Here is a 25,008-nt window from a genome sequence, read left to right as displayed (position 1 = left end):
TTGTAAGATTTACCGGCATGAAGTCACAGATTTCACTTATTTATAATTAAGAAATTCCATGACTCCATCCAACTTTTGGATTAGCCGAATCTTGTTCTGTTGGGTAAGCTAATCCAAGATTTCCAGTAAAGTCAACGGACTTTATGTACTAAAAGGCTCGATTAGATTATTCTTCTCTGCCTCACGAAGTGACTGTAAGCAGAGTAACCTCATGCCGCAAATCCCAGATATTACAGATTCTGAGCATTGGATCATCGAAACCACATTGACTGAACGATATGGTCAAAAGGTGGAAACCCAGATCGCGGATGCAGAAATCCGCCTCATGCCATCTGATCGGGAGTTGAGCAGTTGCCCAGTTGTCTACTGGGATCAAGAGGAGTGCAACTTCATCATTTTTAAGACCGGTAGTCGTAAATATCGCTGCCAGTTTTTCTACCGTGGCTATCAGCAGTATGGTACCGGGGTACACGAATATGACGACCTGACAGAGTGTATTGTGTCGCTTCTACAGGCACAGGCCGACCATTCGGCCCAGCAGAAAGGTGACCTCTAAACGGCCAGATCAAATTCAATAAAATATATTAATATCAATAACATAAAGGGGATCTAACTCATGACAGCAAAAAATGCTTTCTATGCACAATCGGGGGGCGTTACAGCAGTAATCAACGCTTCTGCATGCGGGGTTATCGAAACCGCGCGTAAACACCCAGACAAGATTGCCAATGTCTACGCCGGCCGTAACGGCATCATTGGCGCATTGACTGAAGAGTTAATCGATACCAGCCAGGAGTCAGCTGAGGATATCGCAGCATTGAAGCACACCCCATCCGGTGGCTTTGGTTCCTGCCGCTTCAAACTAAAGAGTCTTGAAGAGAATAAGCGTGAATATGAGCGCCTGATCGAGATCTTTAAAGCACACAACATTGGCTATTTTTTCTACAATGGCGGTGGTGACTCTGCTGATACCTGCTACAAAGTCTCACAACTCTCTGAAAAGATGGGTTTCCCGGTACAGGCTATTCACGTACCAAAAACTGTCGATAATGACCTGCCGATCACAGATAACTGCCCAGGTTTTGGCTCTGTAGCGAAATATATCGCGGTCTCCACTCTGGAAGCTTCCTACGATGTACGCTCCATGGCCGCCACCTCGACCAAGATTTTTGTCATCGAAGTGATGGGGCGCCATGCTGGCTGGATCGCTGCTGCCGGCGGCTTGGTAGAGGATGAGGGCATACCTGTCGTCATTCTGTTCCCGGAGATTGAGTTCGACAAAGATAAATTCCTGGCCAATGTCGATGCCAAGGTTAAAGAGCATGGCTACTGCACCATTGTGGTATCGGAAGGTTGTCACTGGCCAGATGGTAAATTCCTTGCTGAGCAGGGTACCAGAGATGCTTTTGGACATGCCCAACTAGGCGGTGCTGCACCTGTTGTAGCAAATATGATTAAGGATGCTCTGGGCCATAAGTTCCACTGGGCTGTTGCAGACTATCTACAGCGGGCTGCTCGCCACCTTACCTCAGAATCTGATGTTGCTCAGGCTTATGCCCTTGGCCAGGCTGCGGTGGAAAAGGCACTTGAAGGAAAGAACTCCATCATGCCTACAGTGGTACGCGAATCATCAAACCCCTACAAATGGCATATCGGTGAGGCACCTCTCAGCGAGGTCGCCAATGTAGAGAAAATGATGCCTTTGGATTTTATTACCGAGGATGGCTTCGGAATTACCGATGCCTGTAAGGAGTACCTCTACCCACTGATCAAAGGTGAGGCATACCCCCCTTATAAAGATAATGGAATGCCTGACTACGTAACGATGAAAGGCGTAGCAGTTCCAAAAAAACTAGATACTTTTGAACTCTAGACAACGACAAAGAGGGGGCTTATCAGCCCCCTTATTTGTGTGTACGTGCTTAGAAAAAATAAACGCTATGGAGGCTGATAAGTGTCGCACACCTATTTTGTACCTGAACTCTTTTATCATTACTCAGTGGAGGATCTCTAAGTGAATATAGAACTGATCTTTGCCCTAGCCTGTGCCGCAGCTGCACTGGTTTATGGCCTCATATCCGTTAAATGGATACTCGCTCAGCCGGAAGGCAACGAAAAAATGCGCGAGATCGCCGGTGCTATCCAGGAGGGCGCTCAAGCCTATCTAAACCGACAATACACCGCCATCGGTATCGTTGGCGCAGTCGTGCTGGTGGTTATTTTCTTCGGACTGGACAGCGCTACAGCCATTGGTTTTGCGATTGGCGCCATCTTCTCAGGTTTGGCAGGTTACATTGGCATGAACATCTCTGTTCGCTCCAATCTGCGTACAGCTGAAGCTGCCCATAATGGTATCAACGCCGCCCTTCAGATCGCCTTCCGTGGTGGTGCTATTACTGGCATGCTGGTAGTCGGTCTCGCCCTGTTGGGTGTCGCCGGTTACTACTACATCCTCAACGCGATGGGTGTCTCAGACGCCCATGCCCTGCATGCATTGGTCGGACTGGCTTTCGGTGGCTCACTGATCTCCATCTTTGCCCGACTGGGTGGTGGCATCTTCACCAAAGGTGCCGATGTTGGTGCTGATATTGTTGGTAAAGTAGAAGCTGGAATCCCTGAGGATGACCCACGCAACCCTGCAGTTATCGCCGACAATGTAGGTGACAATGTTGGTGACTGCGCAGGTATGGCTGCCGATCTTTTCGAGACCTATGCGGTTACCGTAGTTGCCACCATGCTGCTTGGCAGCCTGCTGGTTACAGGACTGGGTAACGAGGCGGTTATCTACCCCTTGGTACTGGGGGGTGTCTCCATTATTGCTTCCATCATCGGCACCTACTTCGTCAAAGCGAAGGATTCCGATACCAATGTGATGCCAGCTCTCTATAAGGGTCTGATTGTCGCGGGTGTATTGGCGGCTATAGCCTTCTACTTTGTCACTGACTACATGATGAGCGGTGCGAACATTGTGGTCGGTGGTGTCGCTGTGACTGACCCGGTAATGGCACTCTTTGGATCTGCCATGATTGGCCTGGTGCTGACTGCAGCCATGGTGGTAATCACAGAGTACTACACCTCTACCGAATACTCCCCTGTCCGCTCCATTGCTGAAGCATCCACAACCGGAGACGGCACCAATGTCATCGCCGGCCTGGGCATCTCGATGAAGGCCACTGCGGCACCGGTATTGGTAATATGCGCAGCAATCTGGGGCGCTTATGACATGGCCGGCCTCTACGGTATCGCCATTGCAGCCACTGCCATGCTCTCTATGACAGGCATCATTGTCGCCCTTGACGCCTACGGTCCTATCACCGATAACGCCGGTGGCATCGCCGAGATGGCGGAGCTGGACGAGAAGATCCGTAATATCACTGATCCACTGGATGCGGTGGGCAATACCACCAAAGCAGTGACCAAGGGTTATGCAATCGGATCAGCGGGTCTTGCAGCACTGGTGTTGTTTGCCGACTACACGCACAGTCTGGAGAGCCATTTCGGTTCCGGCATAAGCTTCGACCTATCCAACCACATGGTACTTATTGGCCTGCTCATTGGCGGCCTTGTGCCCTTCCTGTTCGGTGCCATGGCCATGGAGGCAGTGGGTCGAGCTGCTGGTGGAATCGTCAATGAGGTGCGGCGTCAATTTCGCGAGAAACCTGGGATTATGGACCACAGCGAGAAGCCTGATTATGGCAAAGCTGTAGACATGCTGACCAAGGCGGCCATCAAGGAGATGATCGTCCCTTCTCTGCTGCCCATTGCAGTACCGCTGCTGGTCGGCCTGTTCCTCGGTGCCCAGGCGCTGGGTGGCTTGCTGATCGGTACCATCGTAACCGGTCTGTTTGTCGCCATCTCAATGACCGCCGGTGGTGGTGCCTGGGATAATGCGAAAAAGTACATCGAAGATGGAAATTTCGGTGGCAAAGGCTCTGACGCACATAAGGCAGCCGTTACCGGGGACACCGTGGGTGACCCCTACAAAGATACTGCCGGTCCTGCGATCAATCCTTTGATCAAGATTATCAACATCGTTGCACTGTTGATTGTGCCTATTCTCTAAAATAGGACACTTCAAGCAAGAATCAGGGGGAGCTTCGGCTCCCCTTTTTAGTGACCAAAGGCCACTCTTAATTCGTGGTTATCCGGTTTCTATATTCGGCAGCTTGACTGATATAACCCATGTAAGTGCAGTTGTGCAGCGCAAGGTAGCTGCTTGCATCTCGTTGGATAGTGGCCTGCCATTTTTAGCCTGATAACCCTTAGCCTGCTGCATTTGTGGGCCTCTAAAAACATCAAACAATATAGGACACTGCACTAGACACCTGCTCTGGTTATCCGTACTCTTCACTTCTCAAACACCACCGGCCCAACCGGCTGGATTCGATAACAGCTGTTTTCCACCTGCAAGGTAAGATAAATGAACCTAGACCGCGTCTCATCGGGAAAAAACATTCCTGACGAAATAAACGTCATAATTGAAATCCCCGCAAATGCAGAACCTGTGAAATATGAGGTCGACAAAGAGACTGGGGCGATGTTCGTCGACCGCATCCTGCGTACGGCCATGCACTATCCTGCCAACTATGGCTATATTCCCCATACCCTGTCAGACGATGGCGACCCCTGCGATGTTATGGTGCCTACTGCATTTCCCCTGATTCCAGGCTCAGTAATCCGCTGCCGTCCAGTTGCGGTTTTGAAAATGACCGACGAATCCGGTGATGACGCGAAAGTTGTTGCGGTACCCATAGACAGCGTCTCAAGCCGCTGGAGCCATGTAAAAAGCTATGAGGATATGCCTACGGAGCTTATGGAGCGTATTGCCCATTTCTTTGAACACTACAAAGATCTCGATGAGGGAAAATGGGTTCGTGTTTCCGGATGGGATGGCATTGAAGCAGCTAAGAATGAGATTAGTAATTCGGTGAAAATGTTCCAAGACGCACCTGAAAAACCACACTTCTAAGTGTTCATTGCCAGAGATAGTGTCAAGGTATCCAGGAGCGAAATATGAAGGTCTGTATAGTTTCTGACAGTCATGACCATATTCCCTTACTGGATGCCGCTGTTGAGTCGGCCAAGGAGGATGGTGCTGAGGCTGTACTGCACTGCGGTGATGTCGTCGCACCCAGTACACTCCATTGTCTGCAGAAATATGACCTGCCTATACATGTGATTCACGGTAACAACTCCGGAGATCTCTATACCCTGGCCAGACTCGCTAACAATGATGACAGTAATATTCACTATCATGGTATGGACGCAGGAGTTGAACTGGCCGGTCGAAAAATCTTTCTGGTGCACTACCCCCACTATGCTCGGGCGATGGCTGCAACAGGTGACTGGGATCTGGTCTGCTGCGGCCACAGCCATAAACTTGGGTTTGAGCAATTCACCAATATCCAAGGTGGTACCACACACCTGATCAATCCCGGTACCATAGGTGGCGTAGGTAAATCGCCAGCCACCTTTGTTATGGCTGACCTGGAAGAAATGACTTTCGAGGCACGGGAAATCTCTAAGCAGATTGAACGCGAGGCAGGATATTGATGGCAGAGTTCACCCACTTCAACGCCTCTGGTGAGGCTCACATGGTGGATGTGGGGGATAAAGCCTCAACCCGGCGCAAGGCAATTGCCGAAGGTCGAATATCGATGCAGGCTGAGACCCTTGAAATGGTCGTTGAAGGCCGTCACAAAAAGGGGGATGTGCTCGGTATCGCTCGGGTTGCCGGCATCATGGCAGCTAAAAAAGCATCAGACCTGATTCCACTCTGCCATCCCCTCTCCCTGACCAAGGTTGCTATCGACCTCATCCCGGAAAAAGAGACCAGTACTATCTACTGCCGTTGCCATGTCGAAACTCAGGGCCAGACTGGTGTAGAGATCGAAGCACTCTGTGCCACTCAGATCACATTGCTCACCATATACGATATGTGCAAAGCTGTTGACCGGGGAATGTCTCTCCTTAATGTTCAGCTTATAGAGAAGAGTGGTGGAAAATCGGGAACATGGGAAAGGGGTGATTAAAGTTTAAAAAACCACAGCCGCTTATATTTGTGCGAATACGTGAAGCCTGTCACAATATAATGCCGTTTATTTGACAAACTAAGAAGATATTATCGAGTAGTAAGGATGCACATATGGGCAAATTTGTAGAGTGGACCGACACTTTAAGTGTCGGCATCGAAGAGATCGACGAACAGCACAAAATGCTGGTCGATTTAGTAAATAAAATGCATGAAGCGATACATCAGCGCCATGGAAGTGATGTAGTCCAGGCCATTCTTGCTGATCTGGCTGAATACACTCGCATACATTTTGCTGTTGAAGAGAGTCTGATGCGTATCCTCAACTACCCCGGATACGATGAGCATAAAGAGATCCATGAAGAGCTACTCGAGTCTGTCTCTGACCTTCTGGAGAAGGTCTCAACGGGCAAGACCGCCATCGGCTTTGAGTTGATGCACTTTCTCAAAACCTGGCTGACAAAGCATATTATGGAAGAGGATATGCAATACAGTGGCTTCTTTATCAAGGCTGGGGCTCAAACCAAATTGAGCAAAAAGTCCTGGATTCAACGCCTCTGGAGTTGATCTTTCTCCGAAAGATAATTTAACTTCCATAATAGCCACATAACCTTCTGGTGCTTTCACGTACACCAGACTGGTGACCGGCAGCCCAGACAGGCTAAACTTACGGGTTCACCGATCGAAGGATGACCATGAACCCCTACTATCATCAAGCCCACTTTCTGAAAAGTGCGGCCAAATTATCCCAATCACCGGCAGACAGTGGCTATGAAGTCGCTTTTGCTGGTCGTTCCAATGCTGGAAAATCGAGCGCCCTGAATACCCTCTGCAGCCAAAAATCTCTGGCGCGAACCAGTAAAACGCCAGGACGCACCCAATTACTTAATTTTTTCTCACTGGATGATGAGCGCCGACTGGTCGACCTGCCGGGATACGGCTACGCCAAAGTTGCAGAATCGGTCAAAAAACAGTGGCAGCAGAGTCTGGCTGACTATATAGAAAACCGAGAATGTTTGAGGGGATTGATTTTGCTGATGGACATCCGTCACCCCCTGACCCAATTTGATCTGCAGATGTTGCAATGGAACACCCATCACGGGCTTCCGACTCATATCCTGCTGACCAAGGCTGACAAACTAAAGAGCGGTGCAGCAAAAAACACCCAATTAAAGGTAGAACGCAGCCTCAACGATCACCCTGAGATTACTGTTCAGAGATTCTCCTCGCTGAAAAAACAGGGTATCGAAACCTGTCATGAAGTTATGGACATCTGGTTTGAGCTGGAAAAGAGAGCTGATTCCAGTAGTCGCTAAAAAAGATTAATCTCCAATAAATAATTCAATGGAATCAATGAGAAACAAATTATTTTATGGAGAAAAAAGAAGGCCCTGGTAGTCTAAGGGGAGAGACTATCAGGGCCGGATCTTCCCGGATGGGGTTACCGGGAAGGGGTGGGTCGCAAAGGGAGGAAAGCGACCCGTGCCGTACAACTTACAGAAACATAGACTAGGCCTGCGAAAAAAAGTTCAGCTAATCGCTCAACTATTTAAAAATAATTTCAGATCAATGGGCTTCATCCCAATTATCGCCCACCCCTATCTCGACCAGCAGGGGTACAGCGAGGGTCGCAGCATGCTCCATGCGTTCTCGTAGAATCTTCTCCGCTGACTCCAAATATCCAGGCTCCACCTCGAATACCAGCTCATCGTGAACCTGCATCAACATCCTGATCGGAGGCTTTTCACCCTCAATCCACTGATCGACTGAGAGCATCGCCCGCTTGATGATGTCTGCGGCACTCCCCTGCATCGGTGCATTGATTGCTGTACGCTCTGCAGCGGTACGACGCTGGTGGTTCCGCGCATTTATTTCAGGTAGATAGAGACGTCTGCCAAAAAGGGTCTCTACATATCCCTGCTGATGCGCCTGCTCGCGAATTTTGTCCATAAACTCTGAAACGCCTGGGTAACGCTCGAAATAGAGATCGACATACTCCTGGGCAGCCTTTCTCTCTATACCCAACTGCCGAGCCAGACCGAATGCAGACATACCGTAGATCAAACCAAAGTTGATCGCTTTGGCAGAACGACGCTGGTCAGTGCTGACCTTGTCCAGATCTTCACCAAAGACTTCTGCAGCAGTAGCGGTGTGAATATCCTTACCTTCGGAAAACGCCTTTAAAAGGCCACTATCCTGGGAGAGATGGGCCATGATGCGCAGCTCTATTTGTGAGTAGTCTGCTGCCAGCATCTTCCAGCCATGCTGAGGTATAAAAGCCTGCCTGATTCGTCTGCCCTCCTCTTTGCGGATGGGAATGTTCTGTAAATTGGGGTCGGTCGAGGAGAGCCTGCCGGTTGCTGCCACCGCCTGATGGTAGGAGGTATGTACCCGTCCAGTCTCTGGGTTCACCATCTCAGGCAGCTTATCGGTGTAGGTCGACTTCAGCTTTGCCAAGCCCCGATGTTCAAGAATGACTGCCGGCAGGTCATGCCCCTGGTCAGCCAATTCAATCAGCACCGATTCAGCTGTAGAGGGGGCCCCTTTGGGCGTTTTACTGATTACAGGCAGCTGTAGCTCGTTGAAAAAGATCTCGCCAATCTGCTTGGGAGAACCCAGATTGAAGTTATGTCCAGCCAGGGTATAGGCACGCTGTTCCAACTCATGTAACTGGCGTGAAAAGGCATCACTCTGAGCCCGCAGCATCTCACTGTTGACGCTCACCCCATTGCGCTCGATACGGGATAATACCGGCACAAGGGCTACCTCCAACTCAGTGAATAGTTTTGTTAGTAAATGCTCACTCTCTAGTTTAGGCCAGAGCTTCTCATGAAGCCGCAAGGTAATATCTGCATCTTCAGCAGCATAAGGCACCGCCTGCTCCAGATCTATCTGGTTGAAAGTGAGCTGCTTTTTTCCTTTACCCGCGATATCTTCAAAGTGAATGGTGCTATGGTCGAGATACTTTTTCGCCAATGAATCCATATCGTGCCGTGTCGCAGTGGAATCGACCACATAGGACTCCAACATGGTGTCATAGGCGATACCCTGCATCTGAATATCGTAGCGGGCGAGCACACTCATATCGTATTTAAGGTTCTGACCCAGCTTTTTCTGTTGCGGATCTTCCAGCAAAGGTTTCATCTGACTCAGCACCCAATCCAAAGAGAGCTGTTCAGGTGCTCCCGGATAGTCATGGGCCAGGGGTAGATAAGCAGCCTCTCCCGGCACCACGGCAAAAGATAGACCGACCAACTCTGCCTGCATGTAGTCCAGACTGGTGGTTTCCGTGTCGAAGGCAAACAACTCACTCTGCTTGAGGCGATCCATCCACTCCAGGAAAGCCTCTTTAGTGAATATCGCCTGATAGTCTGTTTCAAGCTGAGGTTGCGACACTTCCTCTACCTCCCCCTCCCCTTTCTCATCCAGAGTGGAGAGCAGGCGTGGGGATTCCATTCGCTCATAGTGGCTTCTTAATGACTCGGTATTCTGCTCACCTAAGACGTATTCCGTTGGCTTTTTATCCAGATCGACATCTAACTTGATGGTTGCCAGTAATCTCGACATAGGCAGCTGATCGAGACTGGATCGTAGGTTTTCACCGATTTTACCGCCTATTTCGTCAGCCTTACTGATCAGATTATCCAGAGAATCGTAGCTTTTTAACCACTTTGCCGCTGTCTTTGGTCCACACTTCGGTACCCCGGGAATGTTATCCGAACTATCACCCACCAAGGCCAGGTAGTCGATAATCTGATCTGGCCTGACACCGAACTTCTCAACCACACCCTGCTCATCCATTGTCGTTTCAGACATGGTATTGACCAGACTGACTAGTGGATTGACCAGTTGCGCCATATCCTTGTCTCCAGTGGAGATCACCGTCTTAACCCCCTCATCAGTCGCCTGGCTAGCAAGGGTGCCGATGACATCGTCGGCCTCAACCCCGGATACCATTACCAGAGGGAGTCCCATGGCTTGAATGATTTCATGTAGCGGCTCAATCTGGCAGCGGAGGTCTTCAGGCATCGGCGGGCGGTTTGCCTTGTACTCAGGATAGATCTCATTTCTGAAGCTCCCACCCGGCGCATCAAAGACGACTGCAATATGCTCTGGACGATAGTCATTAAAGAGTCGTCGCAGCATATTCAACACACCCACAATAGCGCCAGTCGGCTCACCCTTAGAGTTACTGAGTTCCGGAAGCGCATGGTAGGCGCGAAAAAGGTAGGAGGAACCATCTACCAGGACAAACGGAGGATTGTCAGACATAACTAACTGATACACCTAAAAATAGTTGAACAAGCCAAGCCGGCTATACTGCTCCATGGTAGCGGAAAACATCCCTTCTTGTCGCTAGCTGGTCACGCAGGAAATTAATACTGCGAAATACCCTACTATTTTTCTTGGTCTTTATAGAAATCTGTTCTATCTTTAAGGCGTGGAGGCACTAAAACCGAATATAAATGACCTCTAGAAATCACAACCATCACCACTGGAGATAAACCGATGCCAGATATGAATCCTATGGCTGTTGAGAACAGCAACACCCCTGAGGGCTTCGAAGATTGGACAGAGGATCAAGCAATAAAGTTTGCCGCAGAAGAGAATATCGAGCTGACCGATGCCCATTGGGAAGTGATACATTTTCTACGTCATCACTGTGAACAGAATGGCGCCACATGCAGTGCAAGGCTGGTGCTAAAAGCCATGACAGGCGAAGTCAAGCAGAAGGGTGGTAAAAAATATCTCTACAGTCTCTTCCCAAGAGGGCCGGTCGTGCAAGCATGTAAAATTGCCGGCATACCACTTCCTCCCTACTCTCTGGATCTATCCTTCGGTAGTGTGCACTGATTGGGAATAAGGTTAACTAAGTGAACAAATAATGGGGCCAGACGGCCACTGCTACCCCATTAACTTTCAATCTTCTCAGAACAGCCCCTCTCCCGCGAGGGGAGAGGGGGGTTTCTATCCCCACCTATTTAAGATACTGATTACTTGTACGTTTTTTCTAGCCGTAACCCTCTGCTTTACGCTGCTTTTCATGTCTCAATTCTCAATCAGCAATAGAAACCAACAGCAATGAATCTGTTACAAACGTAATAGTTAAAGTAATGGGACGGCAGTGGCCAGACGGCCCCTTTTTTGATGTTGCTTCAACGACAAACAAGCGACATCACTTACACCAACGATCCACATCCGCTTTCAACTGCTTCATATGGCTTTGTCGCTCTGCATCACTCATATAGCTACGTTCGCCATCCTTCTTGAAATTATATATTCCTCTAGCACGATTATGAGAGTTGTATCTGTCTTTAGCGTAGATACATTTTGCCTTACGTTTTTCTTTCTCTTTTTTCGCCTTTTGCCGGGCCTCTTTTTTATTGCTTCGATCCTCTTGGTAGCTGTCCAGCATACGTTTCATTTTCTGCTGTCGTTGTTCCGGTATTTCATTGCTTGAACTATTGCTCGGTGCTGGTCTGATCTTTACTTCAGTCGATGATTCAGACACAGGGCGGTCACTGAAATGAACCCGTCCCTGCTCATCCGTCCACTTATAGACTCCGGCATGCAGCATTAGAGGGTAGACAATTGCGATGAAGAGAGAGAGCGCTACTACTCTGAAGGTTAGTAATACCCTTATATTTTCGAAATACCCGATAGTGCGGCTTACCATAGCTGTCACCAAAATTTTTGAATTGAAAATAAATGCGATATGAAGGCGATAGCCTATCAAAAAACAAGGAGCATGTACTGGTGTGGTGATTCACACGAGCGAGCGGGCGGAGCAGATTAGAAGTGGATATGAAACATGCAGAGACTGAAAAGGGTGCCGAAGCACCCTTTTGCAGTGTAGTCATCCCATCAATATGAGATCAGAGTCCGGAACCCCGGCTACCGGTGAACTCCGGATAGGCTTCCATACCACATTCTCCAAGGTCGACGCCTTCGTACTCCTCCTCTTCACTGACACGGATACCCATGACAACTTTGAGGACCAGCCATACGATAAAGCTGGCAATGAAAGTCCAGGCGAAGATGACGCCGAGACCCAGGAGCTGTGCACCAAAGTTGGCATCGGTGTTGGAGAAGGGCACTGCAATCAGACCCCACATACCAACTACACCATGGACAGAGATAGCGCCCACAGGATCGTCAACTTTGATCTTATCCATAGTGATGATTGCGAAAACAACCAGGATGCCGCCAATGGAGCCGACAATGGTTGCCCATAGCGGTGTTGGCGCCAATGGCTCAGCGGTAATCGCTACCAGACCAGCCAAAGCACCATTCAATGCCATGGTCAGATCAGCCTTGCCGAACAGTGCGCGGGCAGTCAACAGAGCCGCTACTACACCACCGGCTGCAGCTGCATTGGTGTTGACGAAGACAGCTGCTACGGCATTTGCCTCACCGATATCAGAAACTTTCAGTTCTGAACCACCATTGAAGCCGAACCATCCTAACCAGAGTATGAAAGTACCCAGGGTTGCAAGCGGCATATTGGCGCCAGGTATCGCATTAACACGACCATCTGCTGAGTATTTTCCTTTACGAGCACCAAGCAGGATAACACCAGCCAAAGCAGCTGACGCACCACACAGATGCACTACACCGGAACCAGCAAAGTCTTGGAAACCAGCTGCATCCAGGAAGCCACCGCCCCATTTCCAGTAGCCCTGCAGAGGATAGATGACACCGGTCATCGCCACAGCAAACACCAGGAATGCCCAGAGCTTCATACGCTCAGCTACCGCACCAGAGACGATAGACATGGCTGTGGCAACAAACACCACCTGGAAGAAGAAGTCAGACATGCCGGAGTAGTAGGTATCGCCATTGCTGGCCAATACATCTTCGACACTATTGTCACCACCAAACATGAAGCTCAGATCCAGCGCAGGAAAGATTCCATTGCCGTCAGCCGGGTACATGATGTTGTAACCCATCAGCATGTACATAATACAAGCGATGGCAAACAGGGCGACGTTCTTTGTGAGGATTTCAGTAGTATTTTTCGCTCGAACCAGACCGGCTTCGAGCATGGCAAAACCTGCTGCCATCCACATTACGAGTGCACCAGACACCAAAAAGTAGAAGGTGTCCAATGCGTAGCTTAGTTGTGTAATCGCTTCCACGATACTCTCCAATATTCAGTTACTAATCGGTTACAGTGCTTCAGAACCGGTTTCGCCAGTACGCACACGGACCACCTGTTCGAGGGTGGTGACAAAGATCTTGCCATCGCCGATCTTGCCGGTCTTAGAGGCATTGGATATCGCCTCAACCACTTGATCAACCACCTCGTCATCAACTGCAATTTCAACTTTAATCTTTGGAAGAAAGTCGACTACATATTCAGCGCCACGGTAGAGCTCGGTATGACCCTTTTGTCGTCCGAAACCCTTGACCTCGGTGACGGTAATACCGGCCACACCAACGTCTGACAGCGCTTCTCTAACATCATCAAGCTTGAATGGCTTAATGATTGCGGAAATCATTTTCATGCTGTTACTCCTCAGTTACCTAGTCCGCCCGAAGGCGGACAAATGATTTAGCTGGACAAAAAATTTAGAACTCTTTTGACCAGGAGACGAAGAAACGCATATCTGAGTCTTCACCCGCTGCATCGGTATCGTCCAGATCGGTATCAGAGAGACTGAAAGTCACATCACCGAAATCACCAGTAGCCTTGGATACGTCAATCTGATAATGCATGTAGTCATCTGCGTCATCATCGCCATCACCATCTGGCTCAACAAAGCCAACGGTCAGACCAATTGAGAAATCTTCAGGAAGGTCGAAGCTACCGCCCAGGTAGAAGTAGAGATCCTCTTCAACCGCTTCAACTGCGTCTTCAGCAGTGATCACATAGGCAAAACCTGCAGAGAGGAAATTCCAGCCAACATTGGCATTGATTTCAGCGAAATCTGAGTCTGAATCACTTGAGTAGGAGTAGTAGATCAGGCCTGCATCGTAGCTGACGCCAGCGACTTCACCGCCATAACCACCGTAGAAATCCAACTCATAGTCATCCCAAGCCTCAGAGATCCAGGTACCTGCATAGAGACCGGAATCATGAGCATAATCAACGCCACCAGAGAAGGCAGTGCTGTTACCTGATTGGGTAAGACCACGCCAGATGTAGTTGCTGGTTACACCAACGTTGGTACTGATCTCGGCTGCAGCAACTGATGACAACCCCAGCAATGCAACACCACAGGCCAGAGCAAGTTTATTCATTTTCATGGTTTTCAATACCTCTACTTATATCGATCATTAAAATGTTGAAATTTTGGTTCAGCTCTTTCGTGAGATAAGCCGAATGTGCGTTTAACTAATCAGACTTCGTGCCAATCATTGCAACCGACTGTAAAACATGACATTTCTGTAATATTTCAGAAGTTAAGTAGAGATCAATAAAATCTCTGTGCCTTATTTGTAGTCACAAAAATGGGCATGCACTGCATCAGTGCACCAAACCGGTGCGTAATCCGGAAACTGTGAGTCCGGTCACGGCTTCATGTCTCGATAACTACACAACCAATATTTGTTGTAATAATGAGACAATTAATCTACAGGTGCGCCCGTCTGGACAACAGCGTCAACACTGGCTATTGTCTGCTTCATGATTGATTCGAAACTAATTGATGATCTGGCCCAACGGCTTTCCAGCGCCCTACCTGCCGGCATTCAGACCCTGCAAGGCGATGTTAAGAAAAATCTTCGCGCCGGTCTGGAATCGGGATTGGCCAAGTTAGATTTGGTAACCAGGGAAGAGTTTGAGGTTCAGGCCGCTGTGTTATCCCGCACACGGGAGAAACTTAAACAACTGGAACAACAGGTAAAAGCGTTGGAAGAGCAACAGGACTAGGCTGGCTGGCTCCACACTCATTGCAAGCTGATAAGCCCGGCTGACGCACTATCGCGCAGCAACAACAGATCAAAACATCGTCGATAGCGGAATAATCGACCTGCGAAACCACGGAAGGAACCGATGTCACTCGCCATACTCTACTCCCGTGCCCAGGAGGGCATCCGCTCTCCCCTGGTCACAGTCGAAGTTCACCTCGCCAACGGACTCCCTGCACTCTCTATCGTCGGATTACCAGAGATGGCGGTGCGTGAAAGCAAGGATCGTGTCAGAGGTGCCCTGATCAACAGTCAGTTTGAGTTCCCCGCCCGCCGCATCACGATCAACCTTGCACCAGCCGACCTGCCGAAAGAGGGTGGAAGATTCGACCTACCCATCGCCCTTGGCATTCTCGCGGCCTCTGGGCAGATTCCCAAACAGTCACTAGATGACTATGAGTTCGCAGGAGAGCTGGCGCTGTCGGGAGAACTGCGTCGGGTTCATGGCATTCTCCCCGCCGCCCTGGCAGCCAGAGATGCAAACCGATCATTGATCGTATCTGAACAGAATGCCCCTGAGGCGACACTGGTCAACGATCTCAGCTGCTTTCCAGCCAGACACCTGCTGGAGGTCTGTGCACATCTGAATGGGGTGCAGCCACTTCCCATATATCAGCAACCCAAAACCGAATCGCCGGTGACACACCCGGACATGAAAGATGTGATTGGGCAGCAACAGGCGCGCCGCGCTTTGGAGATCAGTGCCGCTGGCTCACATTCACTCCTCTATATAGGCCCTCCAGGCACAGGTAAATCGATGCTCGCCGCTCGTCTGCCTAGCATTCTGCCGCCAATGGTCGAGCAAGAGGCCCTGGAGAGCGCAGCCATTCGCTCAGTCGCCCAGCAACAACCTTTTGATTCAGCCTACTGGCGCCAACGCCCCTTTCGCGCCCCCCACCACACTGCCTCAGCCGTTGCGCTGGTCGGTGGTGGTAGCAACCCAAAGCCGGGAGAGATCTCTCTCGCCCATCAGGGTGTGCTCTTCTTAGATGAACTGCCTGAATACGACCGCCATGTACTGGAGGTGCTGCGGGAGCCGATGGAGAATGGCTCGATCACCATCTCAAGGGCCAACCGCCAAGTTGACTACCCTGCCCGTTTTCAATTGATCACTGCGATGAACCCCTGTCCCTGTGGCCATCTTGGAGATGGCAGCCAGCGATGCCACTGTACTATTGAACAGATCACCCGGTATAGAAGCCGTATCTCCGGCCCGCTGCTTGACCGTATCGATATGCATGTTGAAGTTCCACGACAGCCGATCGAAATTGGGCGTCGTGCTGAGACCAATAGAGAGGAGGGGAGTGATGCAATACGTGATCGGGTTATGGCTGCAAGAGATCGACAACAACAGCGCCAAGGTAAGACCAACCAGGCCCTGGCCGGTAGTGAAATCGAGACTCACATACAAATCGCCGAGTCCAACCAAGCCCTGTTACAAAGAGCCATCGACCAGCTTGGGCTCTCGATGCGGGCCTATCACCGCATTATCAAAGTTGCCCGCACCATTGCAGATCTTGAGGATCAATCACAGATTGGCGCCAAACATATCAGTGAAGCTATCGGCTATCGCCGTCTGGATCGCGCGCAAAGCAATCTATATTAGATCAGAATGCTTCACAAAAGATGAAACGTACTCCAGACAACACTGTAATATGGCTACAAAATGAGTAACGTAATTTTGCTAAATGAGTGAGTGGCTGCTTGAAGAACATAGCCCGAAAATAGTAGGAAGGGAATATGTGTACAAATCCATATAACCAGTTGCTCCAGCCGACGTCTGCGCTGACGTGCCGCCACGGCTGAGCTTGGTCGTTAAAAGGTACCCTTCAATCCTTCAAGTTTTCTTCTGAAAGACTCAACCACTTTTCTGTTGTCACTGGAATCAGAGACAACAGTCGGCACCAGCACCACGACCAACTCTGTTCGCCTGCTGCTGTCTGACTCCTGACCGAACAACCAACCTATCAAGGGTAAATTGCTTAGAAAGGGGAGACCGGAGCTACCACTGCTGCCCTGATCCCTGATCAAACCACCCAGAATCAGAGCCTCTCCATTCTGTACCGCCACGGTGCTTTCGATCTTCCGGGTTGAGATGGTTGGTGAGTCAACCGTCGACGATGTGGTTGTGGAGGCATCACTGACCTCTTGCGAGACTTCCAATGTAACCAACCCACCAGGATTGACTCTTGGGGTGACCTCTAACATCACACCCGTATCTCGATAACTCACGTTGTTAATTAAACTGGCAGTACTGTCAGTAGTAGACTGTTGCTGTGTAGTCACTACCGGAACCTGGTCACCGACCTGAATAGAGGCTGTCTCATTATCAAGTACCATCAGTGAGGGTGAGGAAAGTACTCGAACCAAAGTGTCTTCAGACAGGGCAGAAAATATCGCGCGAACATCGCTCGCATTACGTAACAGTGAGAAGTTAAAACCGGGAAGGGTGTACGCTAATGTTGTTCCAAAATTAGCAGTCTCGGTACCAAGAGTAAGCCCCCCGATACCAGTAAAATTATCACCATCTACACCACCATTAAATGCCCATTGAAGGCCATATCTTAGTGAATCTGTTAACGCCACTTCGATTATGGTCGCCTCAACCATTACCTGAAGCTGGCGCTGATCCAACTTCTCCAGTGCTTCCAACATGCTTGCATATTGTGAGGGGGTTGCCGTGATCACCAGAGAGTTGTGTTTGGCATCGGCCACTACCCTGATCTCTTTATCAGATGAGTCGCCCACTGTACCGGTCAGGGTCATACGGGTCACGGATGTAGACGATACAGTCTTTGATTCACTATCTGTTGAACTGCTCAGCGTCTTTTTTGTTTTTCCTGGTGCGACCTTGGCAGATTTGTTTTTTGTGCGTGTTGAAGCTGCGGATGAGAAGAGCTGCTGAAGCATATCCGCCAGATCTTCTGCATCGCCATTTTGTACCCGGTAGACATAGAGACGCTGCCCGGTTCCGGCGTCCTGAGTATCGACCCGATCGAGTCTTGGAATCCACTCAGCCACCCGATCCAGATAGCGCTTTTGTGGTGTCACCACCAGGATACCATCGGCTTCATCAATCGGTACGATGCGAAACATGCCCTGCAGGGGGTTGCTATCGATACTGCCGACTATCGCCTGTAGCTCTTTGGTGACAGTGGAGACCTTGGCATACTTCAGGGGGAAGAAACCGACCGACAGCCCCTTTATCCAGTCCACATCAAAAAGATTGACTGTCTCCAGAAGCCCCGCCATCTCGGCGCCGGTACCGCCCATAACCAATAGGTTGCGCACTGCATCGACCCTTATGATGCTCTCTTTCGGCGCTAACGGTTGGAGTATCTCTGCCATTTCGCGGGCGCCAATATACTCCAGCGGTACAATCTGCAGGGCGTACCCGGCCGGTATTGGCGCGCTGCTATCAGCAAGCCTGGGCACCTTTTGCCCCTGTACAGCCTTGCCCAGGGGCAGAACACGGTAGACCCCATCCACATTAACCATGGCGGCGTTATTCATCCTCAGCAGGGTCTCCAGGGTCGGCAGCAGATCCGCACGACTCAACGATTTTCCTGTCTGGATGGTCACATTGCCCTTTACCGCCGGATCGAGGATATAGCTCTCATCGAGTAGCTCCCCGAGTATTGTCTGAATCACCTCACGCAGATCGGCCTTTTCGAAATTAAGGGTAATATCGCCTGCAGGTGCTGAAGCCGCAGCCTTATCGATCGATTTATCGCTTTTCACAAACTGCCCAGTGCCATAGAAAATCTCAGTTCTATCTTTACTGGCCTGTTTCTCTTTCGGCTTCTCCTGATCAAAGGTTTTCAGACCAGCATCTTGTTCACCCTGGGCGCCTCCCGGCAACAGGTGACCCGGTGGAAAACTATTTTTAACAGCGACCGAAGCTTCGTCATCAGATTTACTGTTTAAATTGGAACAGCCGGTAATAAACAGCAGCAGCAGGGTAGGGAGCGTGTACTTAATCAACATCTGATGGTTTTTTCTGCATTAGGAGCTTAAGAAAAATTCTAACCGTCATGGAGAGGCCGGCTCGAACAATCGAGCATTCTAGCTTGAATGAGCGTGATGGTCACTTGAGAGTTGCTATAACTGCTAGAGTTCCATTCAGATGAAGCATAGGAATAGACACAATCGAGAGGTTGTTCTGTTATGCAAAGATTCGAAAAGGTGGGGCATGGCCCCACCAAACAACCGCCATACCTATCCCAGATAACGCCAACCCTACCGCAACATTTCCTCTTACCCACATAGAGCGTGGGAACGAATAAAAACACTCCCCCTCAAAAAAGAACCTCTTTCCTATACCGCCCACCCAAATCACCTCAATTCACCATTACATTGATATTAATAGTTAAATAAGCTAAACATGAACGGGTTCAAACCCACTTCTGCCCCAGACTTCATGGAAGACGCCATTGAGCCATAAAAAAGCACATCGTTCTTTCAAGACCCTTAAAGAGCAGCAACAGCAGCGCCAATGCAGGCGGTGCCAGCCATGACACCCCCCGAGCAGACACTCCACGAAGCAGAAGCCCGCAAGATCATTGACCAGAAACTGATCGCCGCCGGATGGGTCATCCAGGATAAAAACCGAATTAACCTGCATGAATCCCTCGGTGTGGCTGTCAGGGAGATGGACACCAGTACCGGCCCCGCCGACTACATGCTCTTCGTCGATGGCAAGGCCTGCGGCATCATCGAGGCCAAGCGGGAAGGGACCGACCTGGGTGGGGTAGCCGAACAATCGGCCCGTTACGCCAGCTCAAACACTCAATTTATCCAACGCTGGGTGCCCGAGGGTCAACCGCTCCCCCTACTCTACGAAGCAACCAATCACGAAATCCGCTTCCGCGATGAGCGCGATCCATCCCCACGCTCACGCTTCGTGTTCCATTTTCACCACCCGGAAACCCTGCTCGATTGGTTGCAAGAGGAAAACACCCTCCGCGCCAGAATGGCACAGCTACCCGAGCTAAACACCGAAAACCTGCGCACCTGCCAAATCGACGCCATCCATGGTATCGAACAGAGCCTCAAACAAGCCAAACCCCGCGCCCTGCTGCAAATGGCCACCGGCTCCGGCAAGACCTACACCGCCGTCACCCAAGTCTATCGCCTGTCCAAGTTCGCCAAGATCAATCGCGCCCTGTTCCTGGTCGACCGGGGCAACCTCGCCACCAATGCCAAGGATGAATTTGAACAATTCGTCATCCCCCACGATGGCCGCAAATTCACCCAACACTACAACGTCAACATCCTCGGCCGCGCCGGTATTCCCGACGCCACCAAGGTCACCATCTCCACGATCCAGCGCATGTATTCCCAACTCACCGGCCAGGAGCTGGATGACGAGGCAGACGAACACTCAGGCTTTGAGGTAGAAGGGTCAACAATCAGCAAAGAGCCAAGGCCCGTCAGCTACAACCCCGATATCCCCATCGAAGCCTTCGATGTCATCATCATCGACGAATGCCACCGCTCCATCTACAACCTCTGGCGCCAGGTGCTGGAATACTTCGATGCTTTTCTGATCGGCCTCACAGCCACGCCCACCAAAAAGACCATCGGCTTTTTCAACCAAAACCTCGTCTCCGAATACACCCACGAAGACGCCGTGGTCGACAAGGTCAATGTGGGCTACGACATCTACCGCATCAAAAGTGAGCTCACCGAACAGGGCAACAAAATCGACGCCGGCACCGCGGTCGAAATCCGCGACCGCCTCACCAAACAAAAACGCCTCGAAGTGCTCGACGAGGAAGAGGAGTGGCTCGCCAAACAACTCGACCGCAGTGTCCTCGCCCCCAACCAGATCCGTACCGTCATCCAAGCCTACAAAAGCCGCTGCCTCCCCGAATGCTTCCCAGAACGTCAATGGCATATTTCGTCAGCCTCAGCTGAGGGCAACACGAACACCCCCTCTCCCTTGACGGGAGAGGGCTGGGGAGAGGGTGAAACAAACGACCTAACACCCTCGAAAGGAAATACTCGGGACAAGCATGAACCAAACACCCCCTCCCCCTTGACGGGGGAGGGCCGGGGAGAGGGTGAAAAACGCATGGAATGGGTCCCCAAAACCCTAATCTTCGCCAAAGACGACGACCACTGCGACCGCATCGTCGATGCCGTCCGCGAAGTCTTCAACGAAAGCAACGCCTTCTGTAAAAAAATCACCTACAAAGTCGGCAAAAAAACCGCAGAAGAATCGATCAAAGCCTTCCGCACCGATCCCCAATACCGCATCGCCGTAACCGTCGACATGATCGCCACCGGCACCGACATTCGGCCCCTGGAATGCGTCATGTTCATGCGCGATGTCAAAAGCCAGTCCTACTACGAACAGATGAAAGGCCGCGGCACCCGCATCATCAGCCGCGACGAACTGCACAAAGTCACCCCCGATGCCCCCGGCAAAAGTCGCTTTGTTCTGGTCGATTGCGTCGGTGTCACCGAAACCGACAAAACCGAAACCAAGTCACTCGAAACCAAACCCAGCGTCTCCACCCTAAAGCTCATGGAACAGATCGCCCGAGGCGACCGCCACGCCGACACCCTGCGCGCCCTGGGCAACCGCCTAATCCGGCTCGACCTCAAACTCAACGAGCCCCAACGTAAACGCATCAACGACCTACTCAAAGAAACGCAGCAAACCCCCTCTCCCCTCGCGGGAGAGGGCTGGGGAGAGGGGGATATAATCCCACCAACCACGTTAACTGCGCTAGCATCAAACCTAATACATTCAACCAACGAAGAACAGTTGATAAAAGCCGCTCAAGCCAAAGTAGGCAAAGAAGAGGTCACCGAACAAGAGATCCAAAAGACCTTCAAACCCAAAGCGGATAAACTCATCAAACCCTTCCACAACCCGGACCTGCGAGAACTCATCGAAACCCTGCGCAAAGACACCGACCAACTCATCGACGACAGCCCTGATAAAATCATCGAAGGCACCGGTTTCGATGAGGAAAAAGCCGAAGGCCTCATCAACAACTGGCAACAATTCATCCAGGACCACAAAAACGAAATCGACGCCATCGAGCTAATCTACAAACAACCCTACCAAAAACGCCATCTCAGCTACGACATGATCAACCAACTGGTCGAAGAGATCGAGCAACCGCCGTACCATATCGCCCCGTTTGAAGTCTGGAAGGCCTACGAACAACTGAAAAAAGCCAAAGTAAGAGGCGCGCCGCCCGCGAGCAAATTACCCATACTGATCAGCCTCATCAGATTGGCCACCGGTATCACCGACGTACTCGAACCCTTTACCGAACTGGTCAACGAGCGTTTCGACAACTGGCTAAAACAACAAAATCAAATCCCCTCACCCTTAGTGGGAAAGGGCCAAACAACCACCCCCTCTCCCTCGACGGGAGAGGGCCGGGGAGAGGGTGACAACCTCCAAACAAACAGATTCTCCCCAGACCAACTAGCCTTGCTAAACAAAATAAAAGACCAAATCGCCCAAAATGCCGAAATGACAGTAGACGACTTTAACTATATCCCCTTTAACCAGGAGGGTGGGCTGTTAAAGGCGAGGGAGTTGTTTGGGGAAGATTTGGATAACTTAATTCAAGAATTAAATGGATACCTCATTGCATGAGTGCTGTAGAAAATAGTGGATTACCAAACGGATGGGCTGCTGTCCCGTTAGGTGACGTAATAAAGCTAGAGTATGGAAAGGCTTTAACGAAAAAGACACGCGATGAAACAGGTGAAGTGGCAGTTTATGGGTCCAGTGGGGATGTTGGGCGCCATAATAAAGCCTATATAGATGAACCATGCTTGATAGTAGGTCGAAAAGGTAATGTTGGTAACATATTTATAAGTCATCAGCCGTGCTGGCCGATTGATACAGTCTATTATGTAATTCCGCCAGAAGGTATTGATATTAAATATCTGTACTATCAATTGGGGCAATTGAATCTAGCAAGGTTAGATAAATCAACAGCAATACCAGGCTTGAATCGTAACGATGCCTATAAGGTGTCATTTAAATTGGCGCCACCCGAACAACAAAAACGCATCGTCGCCAAAATCGAAGAACTCTTCTCCCATATCGACGCCGGCATCGAAGCCCTAAAAAAAGCCAAACAACTCCTCAAACAATACCGCCAATCCGTCCTCAAAGCCGCCGTCACCGGTGAGCTCACCAAAGAATGGCGTGAAGCAAGACTCAAAGATGACGCACAAGGAAGTGCTAATGTCGCGGGAGGCAGGATGCCGGGAGCGACCGAACTCGAACCTGCCTCCCAACTACTCGAACGTATCCTCAAAGAACGCCGCCAAAAGTGGGAAGAACAACAACTTGAAAAATTCAAAGCAAAAGGAAAAACGCCTAAGGATGATAAGTGGAAGGAGAAATATAAAGAACCAGTACAGCTAGAGAATGTGGCAGAACTAGAAGACCTACCTGGTAATTGGGAGTGGGTTTGCCTAGATTCGCTAATTGTAGGGGGGCCACAAAATGGGCTGTATCAGCCAAAGACAAAATACGGAAGTGGCGTACCAATAGTTCGTATTGATGACTTTCAAGACGGGTATGTTCGACCCTATGACAATTTGCAAAAGGTAAACGCGAACAAATCAGAGGTTGAGACCTATAGCCTTCAAACAGGGAATTTGGTTATTAATCGCGTTAATAGCCCAACGCATTTGGGTAAATGTATGGTCGTTAAAGAAGATTATACGCCATGTTTGTTTGAGTCAAACATGATGAAATCGGAGTTATCATCAAATGTTAGTTCTGATTACGTTGATTATTACATTCAATCAAAATTCGGTCGTTCTAAGCTAATACGGAGCGCAAAATGGGCGGTAAACCAAGCTAGTATTAATCAGCAGGATGTCAAAAATACTGAAATAACATTACCTCCATTTGAGGAGCAAACTGAAATAACGCGACTTGTGTCAGAGAAGTTCGATGGAATCGATAGGCTGAACATTGACCTAGATATTCAGCTTTCTAAAGCAGAGAACAATAGACAATCATTATTGGCAGCGGCTTTTTCAGGGAGGATTATGTGAGAAAGAAACCTCTCAAAGAGTCTATACAGAATTTCGCAAAGGATTTAGAAGGGGCGTTTGAAGAAAGGAAGTATGTCGTTTTTCTTTGTGGGCCGACTCTATCAAAAGCAAATGAAGATGATGCATCAGCTTTGAGGTTACGTCTGAAAAATGAGCTAGAGGCTGATGGGTTTGAGGTAGTACTTGGAGAAGACGACGGGTTAGAAGAGCTTAGGCATAAATATTCAGGTATGGCTCATGAAAATGAACTCCAGTTTATAAAAGGCCATAGCAATTCTGTTCTGTTAATTGCCTCTAGCGTCGGGTCATTTTGTGAGCTTGGCTTATTCTCTCACCAGCATGTCAGGGATAATTCACGAGGAACTGACTTTATTCTAATTTTGAATCAGGAGTTCAAAGACGATATCTCTTATTTGAATGAAGGTCCAGCGAAGGCAATTGATAATTATGGAAAACTTCTTCATGGGGATCTTTCTGATTTTGATACTACGCCAATATTAGAAAGACTCAGAACTCGACGAAATGTCTGGTTTACTAGCTCCAGAGGAAGGCCGAGCGGATCATGAGTATTAAATTCAATGATCAGCTTTTTACTTTGGGGACTAGGTGCAATTCAGCCCGCGACACCGACCGAAGTTGTAGGCTTTCTACGCCTGGTATATCCCGATGTGAGGCAATGGCCAGATGAGAACATGCTTAGGCATATTTTTGATAATTGGATTGAGCGACGTTACGTTTTACTGCTAAATAAGAGATATCAGTTATTTTCGCTGACTTCTTTCGCAAATTCGCGAATGGACGTTAAATTGCGTAGACAGCGAGATAAGGCAAGGCTGACCTTGTTAAGAGAGGTCTACGATGCTAATGTTGGTCTGTCGGAAGTTGTGGATCAAGATTTGGATGGCGTTTCGCCATCTTCAGAAGGTAGCACTACATCACAAGAGGGCTCGCGGCCAGTAAATTCTGGTTCTGAGCCTTCGCGAACGGAGTCGACTCGTCTCAGAACCAGAATTTAC

21 protein-coding genes are annotated in these 25,008 nt (G+C 49.7%); 15 read left to right on the top strand and 6 right to left on the bottom strand.

Annotated features, from left to right (window positions below):
* Window positions 1-211 precede the first annotated feature (211 nt).
* From AC4IFB_RS11815 to yihA, 8 genes are all read left to right on the top strand, one after another.
* Window positions 212-556, top strand: coding sequence for a hypothetical protein (locus AC4IFB_RS11815; RefSeq protein WP_490777600.1), 345 nt, complete (start codon window positions 212-214; stop codon window positions 554-556).
* A 60-nt stretch (window positions 557-616) separates the two neighbouring features.
* Window positions 617-1,873: a 6-phosphofructokinase gene (locus AC4IFB_RS11810; protein WP_490777601.1), complete on the top strand. Its 1,257-nt coding sequence runs from the start codon at window positions 617-619 to the stop codon at window positions 1,871-1,873.
* 141 nt (window positions 1,874-2,014) lie between these two features.
* Entirely contained in the window at window positions 2,015-4,063 is a 2,049-nt protein-coding gene (locus AC4IFB_RS11805) for a sodium-translocating pyrophosphatase (protein WP_490780267.1), read from the top strand.
* Window positions 4,064-4,420: 357 nt separating this feature from the next.
* Window positions 4,421-4,969, top strand: coding sequence for an inorganic diphosphatase (ppa, locus tag AC4IFB_RS11800; RefSeq protein WP_490777603.1), 549 nt, complete (start codon window positions 4,421-4,423; stop codon window positions 4,967-4,969).
* Between the two features lie 44 nt (window positions 4,970-5,013).
* Window positions 5,014-5,553, top strand: a complete 540-nt coding sequence (locus tag AC4IFB_RS11795; protein ID WP_490777604.1) for a metallophosphoesterase family protein — start codon at window positions 5,014-5,016, stop codon at window positions 5,551-5,553.
* Complete coding sequence (gene moaC, locus AC4IFB_RS11790) at window positions 5,553-6,032, top strand: cyclic pyranopterin monophosphate synthase MoaC (protein ID WP_490777605.1); 480 nt, start codon at window positions 5,553-5,555, stop codon at window positions 6,030-6,032. The genes AC4IFB_RS11795 and moaC overlap by 1 nt, the downstream gene beginning before the upstream one ends.
* Before the next feature lie 113 nt (window positions 6,033-6,145).
* Window positions 6,146-6,598 carry a bacteriohemerythrin gene (locus tag AC4IFB_RS11785; protein WP_490777606.1) on the top strand — a complete coding sequence of 151 codons (453 nt, stop codon included), beginning with the start codon at window positions 6,146-6,148 and terminating at the stop codon, window positions 6,596-6,598.
* A 128-nt stretch (window positions 6,599-6,726) separates the two neighbouring features.
* A complete protein-coding gene (gene yihA, locus AC4IFB_RS11780) occupies window positions 6,727-7,347 on the top strand; it encodes a ribosome biogenesis GTP-binding protein YihA/YsxC (RefSeq protein WP_490780266.1) in 621 nt (206 codons plus the stop codon).
* A gap of 250 nt (window positions 7,348-7,597) precedes the next feature.
* On the opposite strand, the gene polA is transcribed toward yihA, so the two are convergent.
* Window positions 7,598-10,303 (bottom strand): DNA polymerase I, encoded by a 2,706-nt coding sequence (polA, locus tag AC4IFB_RS11775; RefSeq protein ID WP_490780265.1) that lies wholly within the window; start codon window positions 10,301-10,303, stop codon window positions 7,598-7,600.
* A 237-nt stretch (window positions 10,304-10,540) separates the two neighbouring features.
* Here polA and AC4IFB_RS11770 point away from each other — a divergent pair, with 237 nt between their 5' ends.
* The gene (locus tag AC4IFB_RS11770) at window positions 10,541-10,885 is read left to right on the top strand and encodes a TusE/DsrC/DsvC family sulfur relay protein (RefSeq protein ID WP_490777609.1); all 345 of its coding nucleotides are present in this window, start codon (window positions 10,541-10,543) and stop codon (window positions 10,883-10,885) included.
* Between the two features lie 322 nt (window positions 10,886-11,207).
* Here the strand turns inward: AC4IFB_RS11770 and AC4IFB_RS11765 are convergent, their stop codons facing one another.
* The 4 genes from AC4IFB_RS11765 to AC4IFB_RS11750 form a co-directional block, all read right to left on the bottom strand.
* Window positions 11,208-11,708, bottom strand: coding sequence for a DUF4124 domain-containing protein (locus tag AC4IFB_RS11765; protein ID WP_490780264.1), 501 nt, complete (start codon window positions 11,706-11,708; stop codon window positions 11,208-11,210).
* Window positions 11,709-11,907: 199 nt separating this feature from the next.
* On the bottom strand, window positions 11,908-13,170 hold the full coding sequence (locus AC4IFB_RS11760) for an ammonium transporter (RefSeq protein WP_490780263.1): 1,263 nt from the start codon (window positions 13,168-13,170) through the stop codon (window positions 11,908-11,910).
* Window positions 13,171-13,200: 30 nt separating this feature from the next.
* Window positions 13,201-13,539 (bottom strand): P-II family nitrogen regulator, encoded by a 339-nt coding sequence (locus tag AC4IFB_RS11755; protein ID WP_490777612.1) that lies wholly within the window; start codon window positions 13,537-13,539, stop codon window positions 13,201-13,203.
* A gap of 64 nt (window positions 13,540-13,603) precedes the next feature.
* On the bottom strand, window positions 13,604-14,281 hold the full coding sequence (locus AC4IFB_RS11750; protein WP_490777613.1) for a TorF family putative porin: 678 nt from the start codon (window positions 14,279-14,281) through the stop codon (window positions 13,604-13,606).
* Between the two features lie 379 nt (window positions 14,282-14,660).
* On the opposite strand from AC4IFB_RS11750, the gene ubiK reads away from it, so the two are divergent.
* Together ubiK and AC4IFB_RS11740 are read left to right on the top strand one after the other, a co-directional pair.
* Window positions 14,661-14,906: a ubiquinone biosynthesis accessory factor UbiK gene (gene ubiK / locus AC4IFB_RS11745; protein WP_490777614.1), complete on the top strand. Its 246-nt coding sequence runs from the start codon at window positions 14,661-14,663 to the stop codon at window positions 14,904-14,906.
* Between the two features lie 123 nt (window positions 14,907-15,029).
* The gene (locus AC4IFB_RS11740; RefSeq protein WP_490777615.1) at window positions 15,030-16,550 is read left to right on the top strand and encodes a YifB family Mg chelatase-like AAA ATPase; all 1,521 of its coding nucleotides are present in this window, start codon (window positions 15,030-15,032) and stop codon (window positions 16,548-16,550) included.
* Window positions 16,551-16,759: 209 nt separating this feature from the next.
* Here AC4IFB_RS11740 and gspD read toward each other — a convergent pair whose 3' ends face one another.
* Complete coding sequence (gspD, locus tag AC4IFB_RS11735) at window positions 16,760-18,931, bottom strand: type II secretion system secretin GspD (RefSeq protein WP_490780262.1); 2,172 nt, start codon at window positions 18,929-18,931, stop codon at window positions 16,760-16,762.
* A 526-nt stretch (window positions 18,932-19,457) separates the two neighbouring features.
* Between gspD and AC4IFB_RS11730 the strand changes: the two genes are divergently transcribed.
* From AC4IFB_RS11730 to AC4IFB_RS11715, 4 genes are all read left to right on the top strand, one after another.
* Window positions 19,458-22,568, top strand: a complete 3,111-nt coding sequence (locus AC4IFB_RS11730; RefSeq protein WP_490780261.1) for a type I restriction endonuclease subunit R — start codon at window positions 19,458-19,460, stop codon at window positions 22,566-22,568.
* Window positions 22,565-23,992 carry a restriction endonuclease subunit S gene (locus tag AC4IFB_RS11725; RefSeq protein ID WP_490780260.1) on the top strand — a complete coding sequence of 476 codons (1,428 nt, stop codon included), beginning with the start codon at window positions 22,565-22,567 and terminating at the stop codon, window positions 23,990-23,992. The genes AC4IFB_RS11730 and AC4IFB_RS11725 overlap by 4 nt, the downstream gene beginning before the upstream one ends.
* Entirely contained in the window at window positions 23,989-24,558 is a 570-nt protein-coding gene (locus tag AC4IFB_RS11720; RefSeq protein ID WP_490780259.1) for a hypothetical protein, read from the top strand. Before AC4IFB_RS11725 ends, AC4IFB_RS11720 begins: the two co-directional genes overlap by 4 nt.
* Before the next feature lie 228 nt (window positions 24,559-24,786).
* Window positions 24,787-25,008: hypothetical protein (locus tag AC4IFB_RS11715; protein ID WP_490780258.1), on the top strand; the 222-nt coding region annotated here is incomplete at its 3' end.

It is taken from the genome of Candidatus Thiodiazotropha sp. AKIB8, from assembly GCF_058244675.1.
Note: the sequence above shows the minus strand (reverse complement) of the source record. Positions and strands in the feature narration are given on the sequence as shown.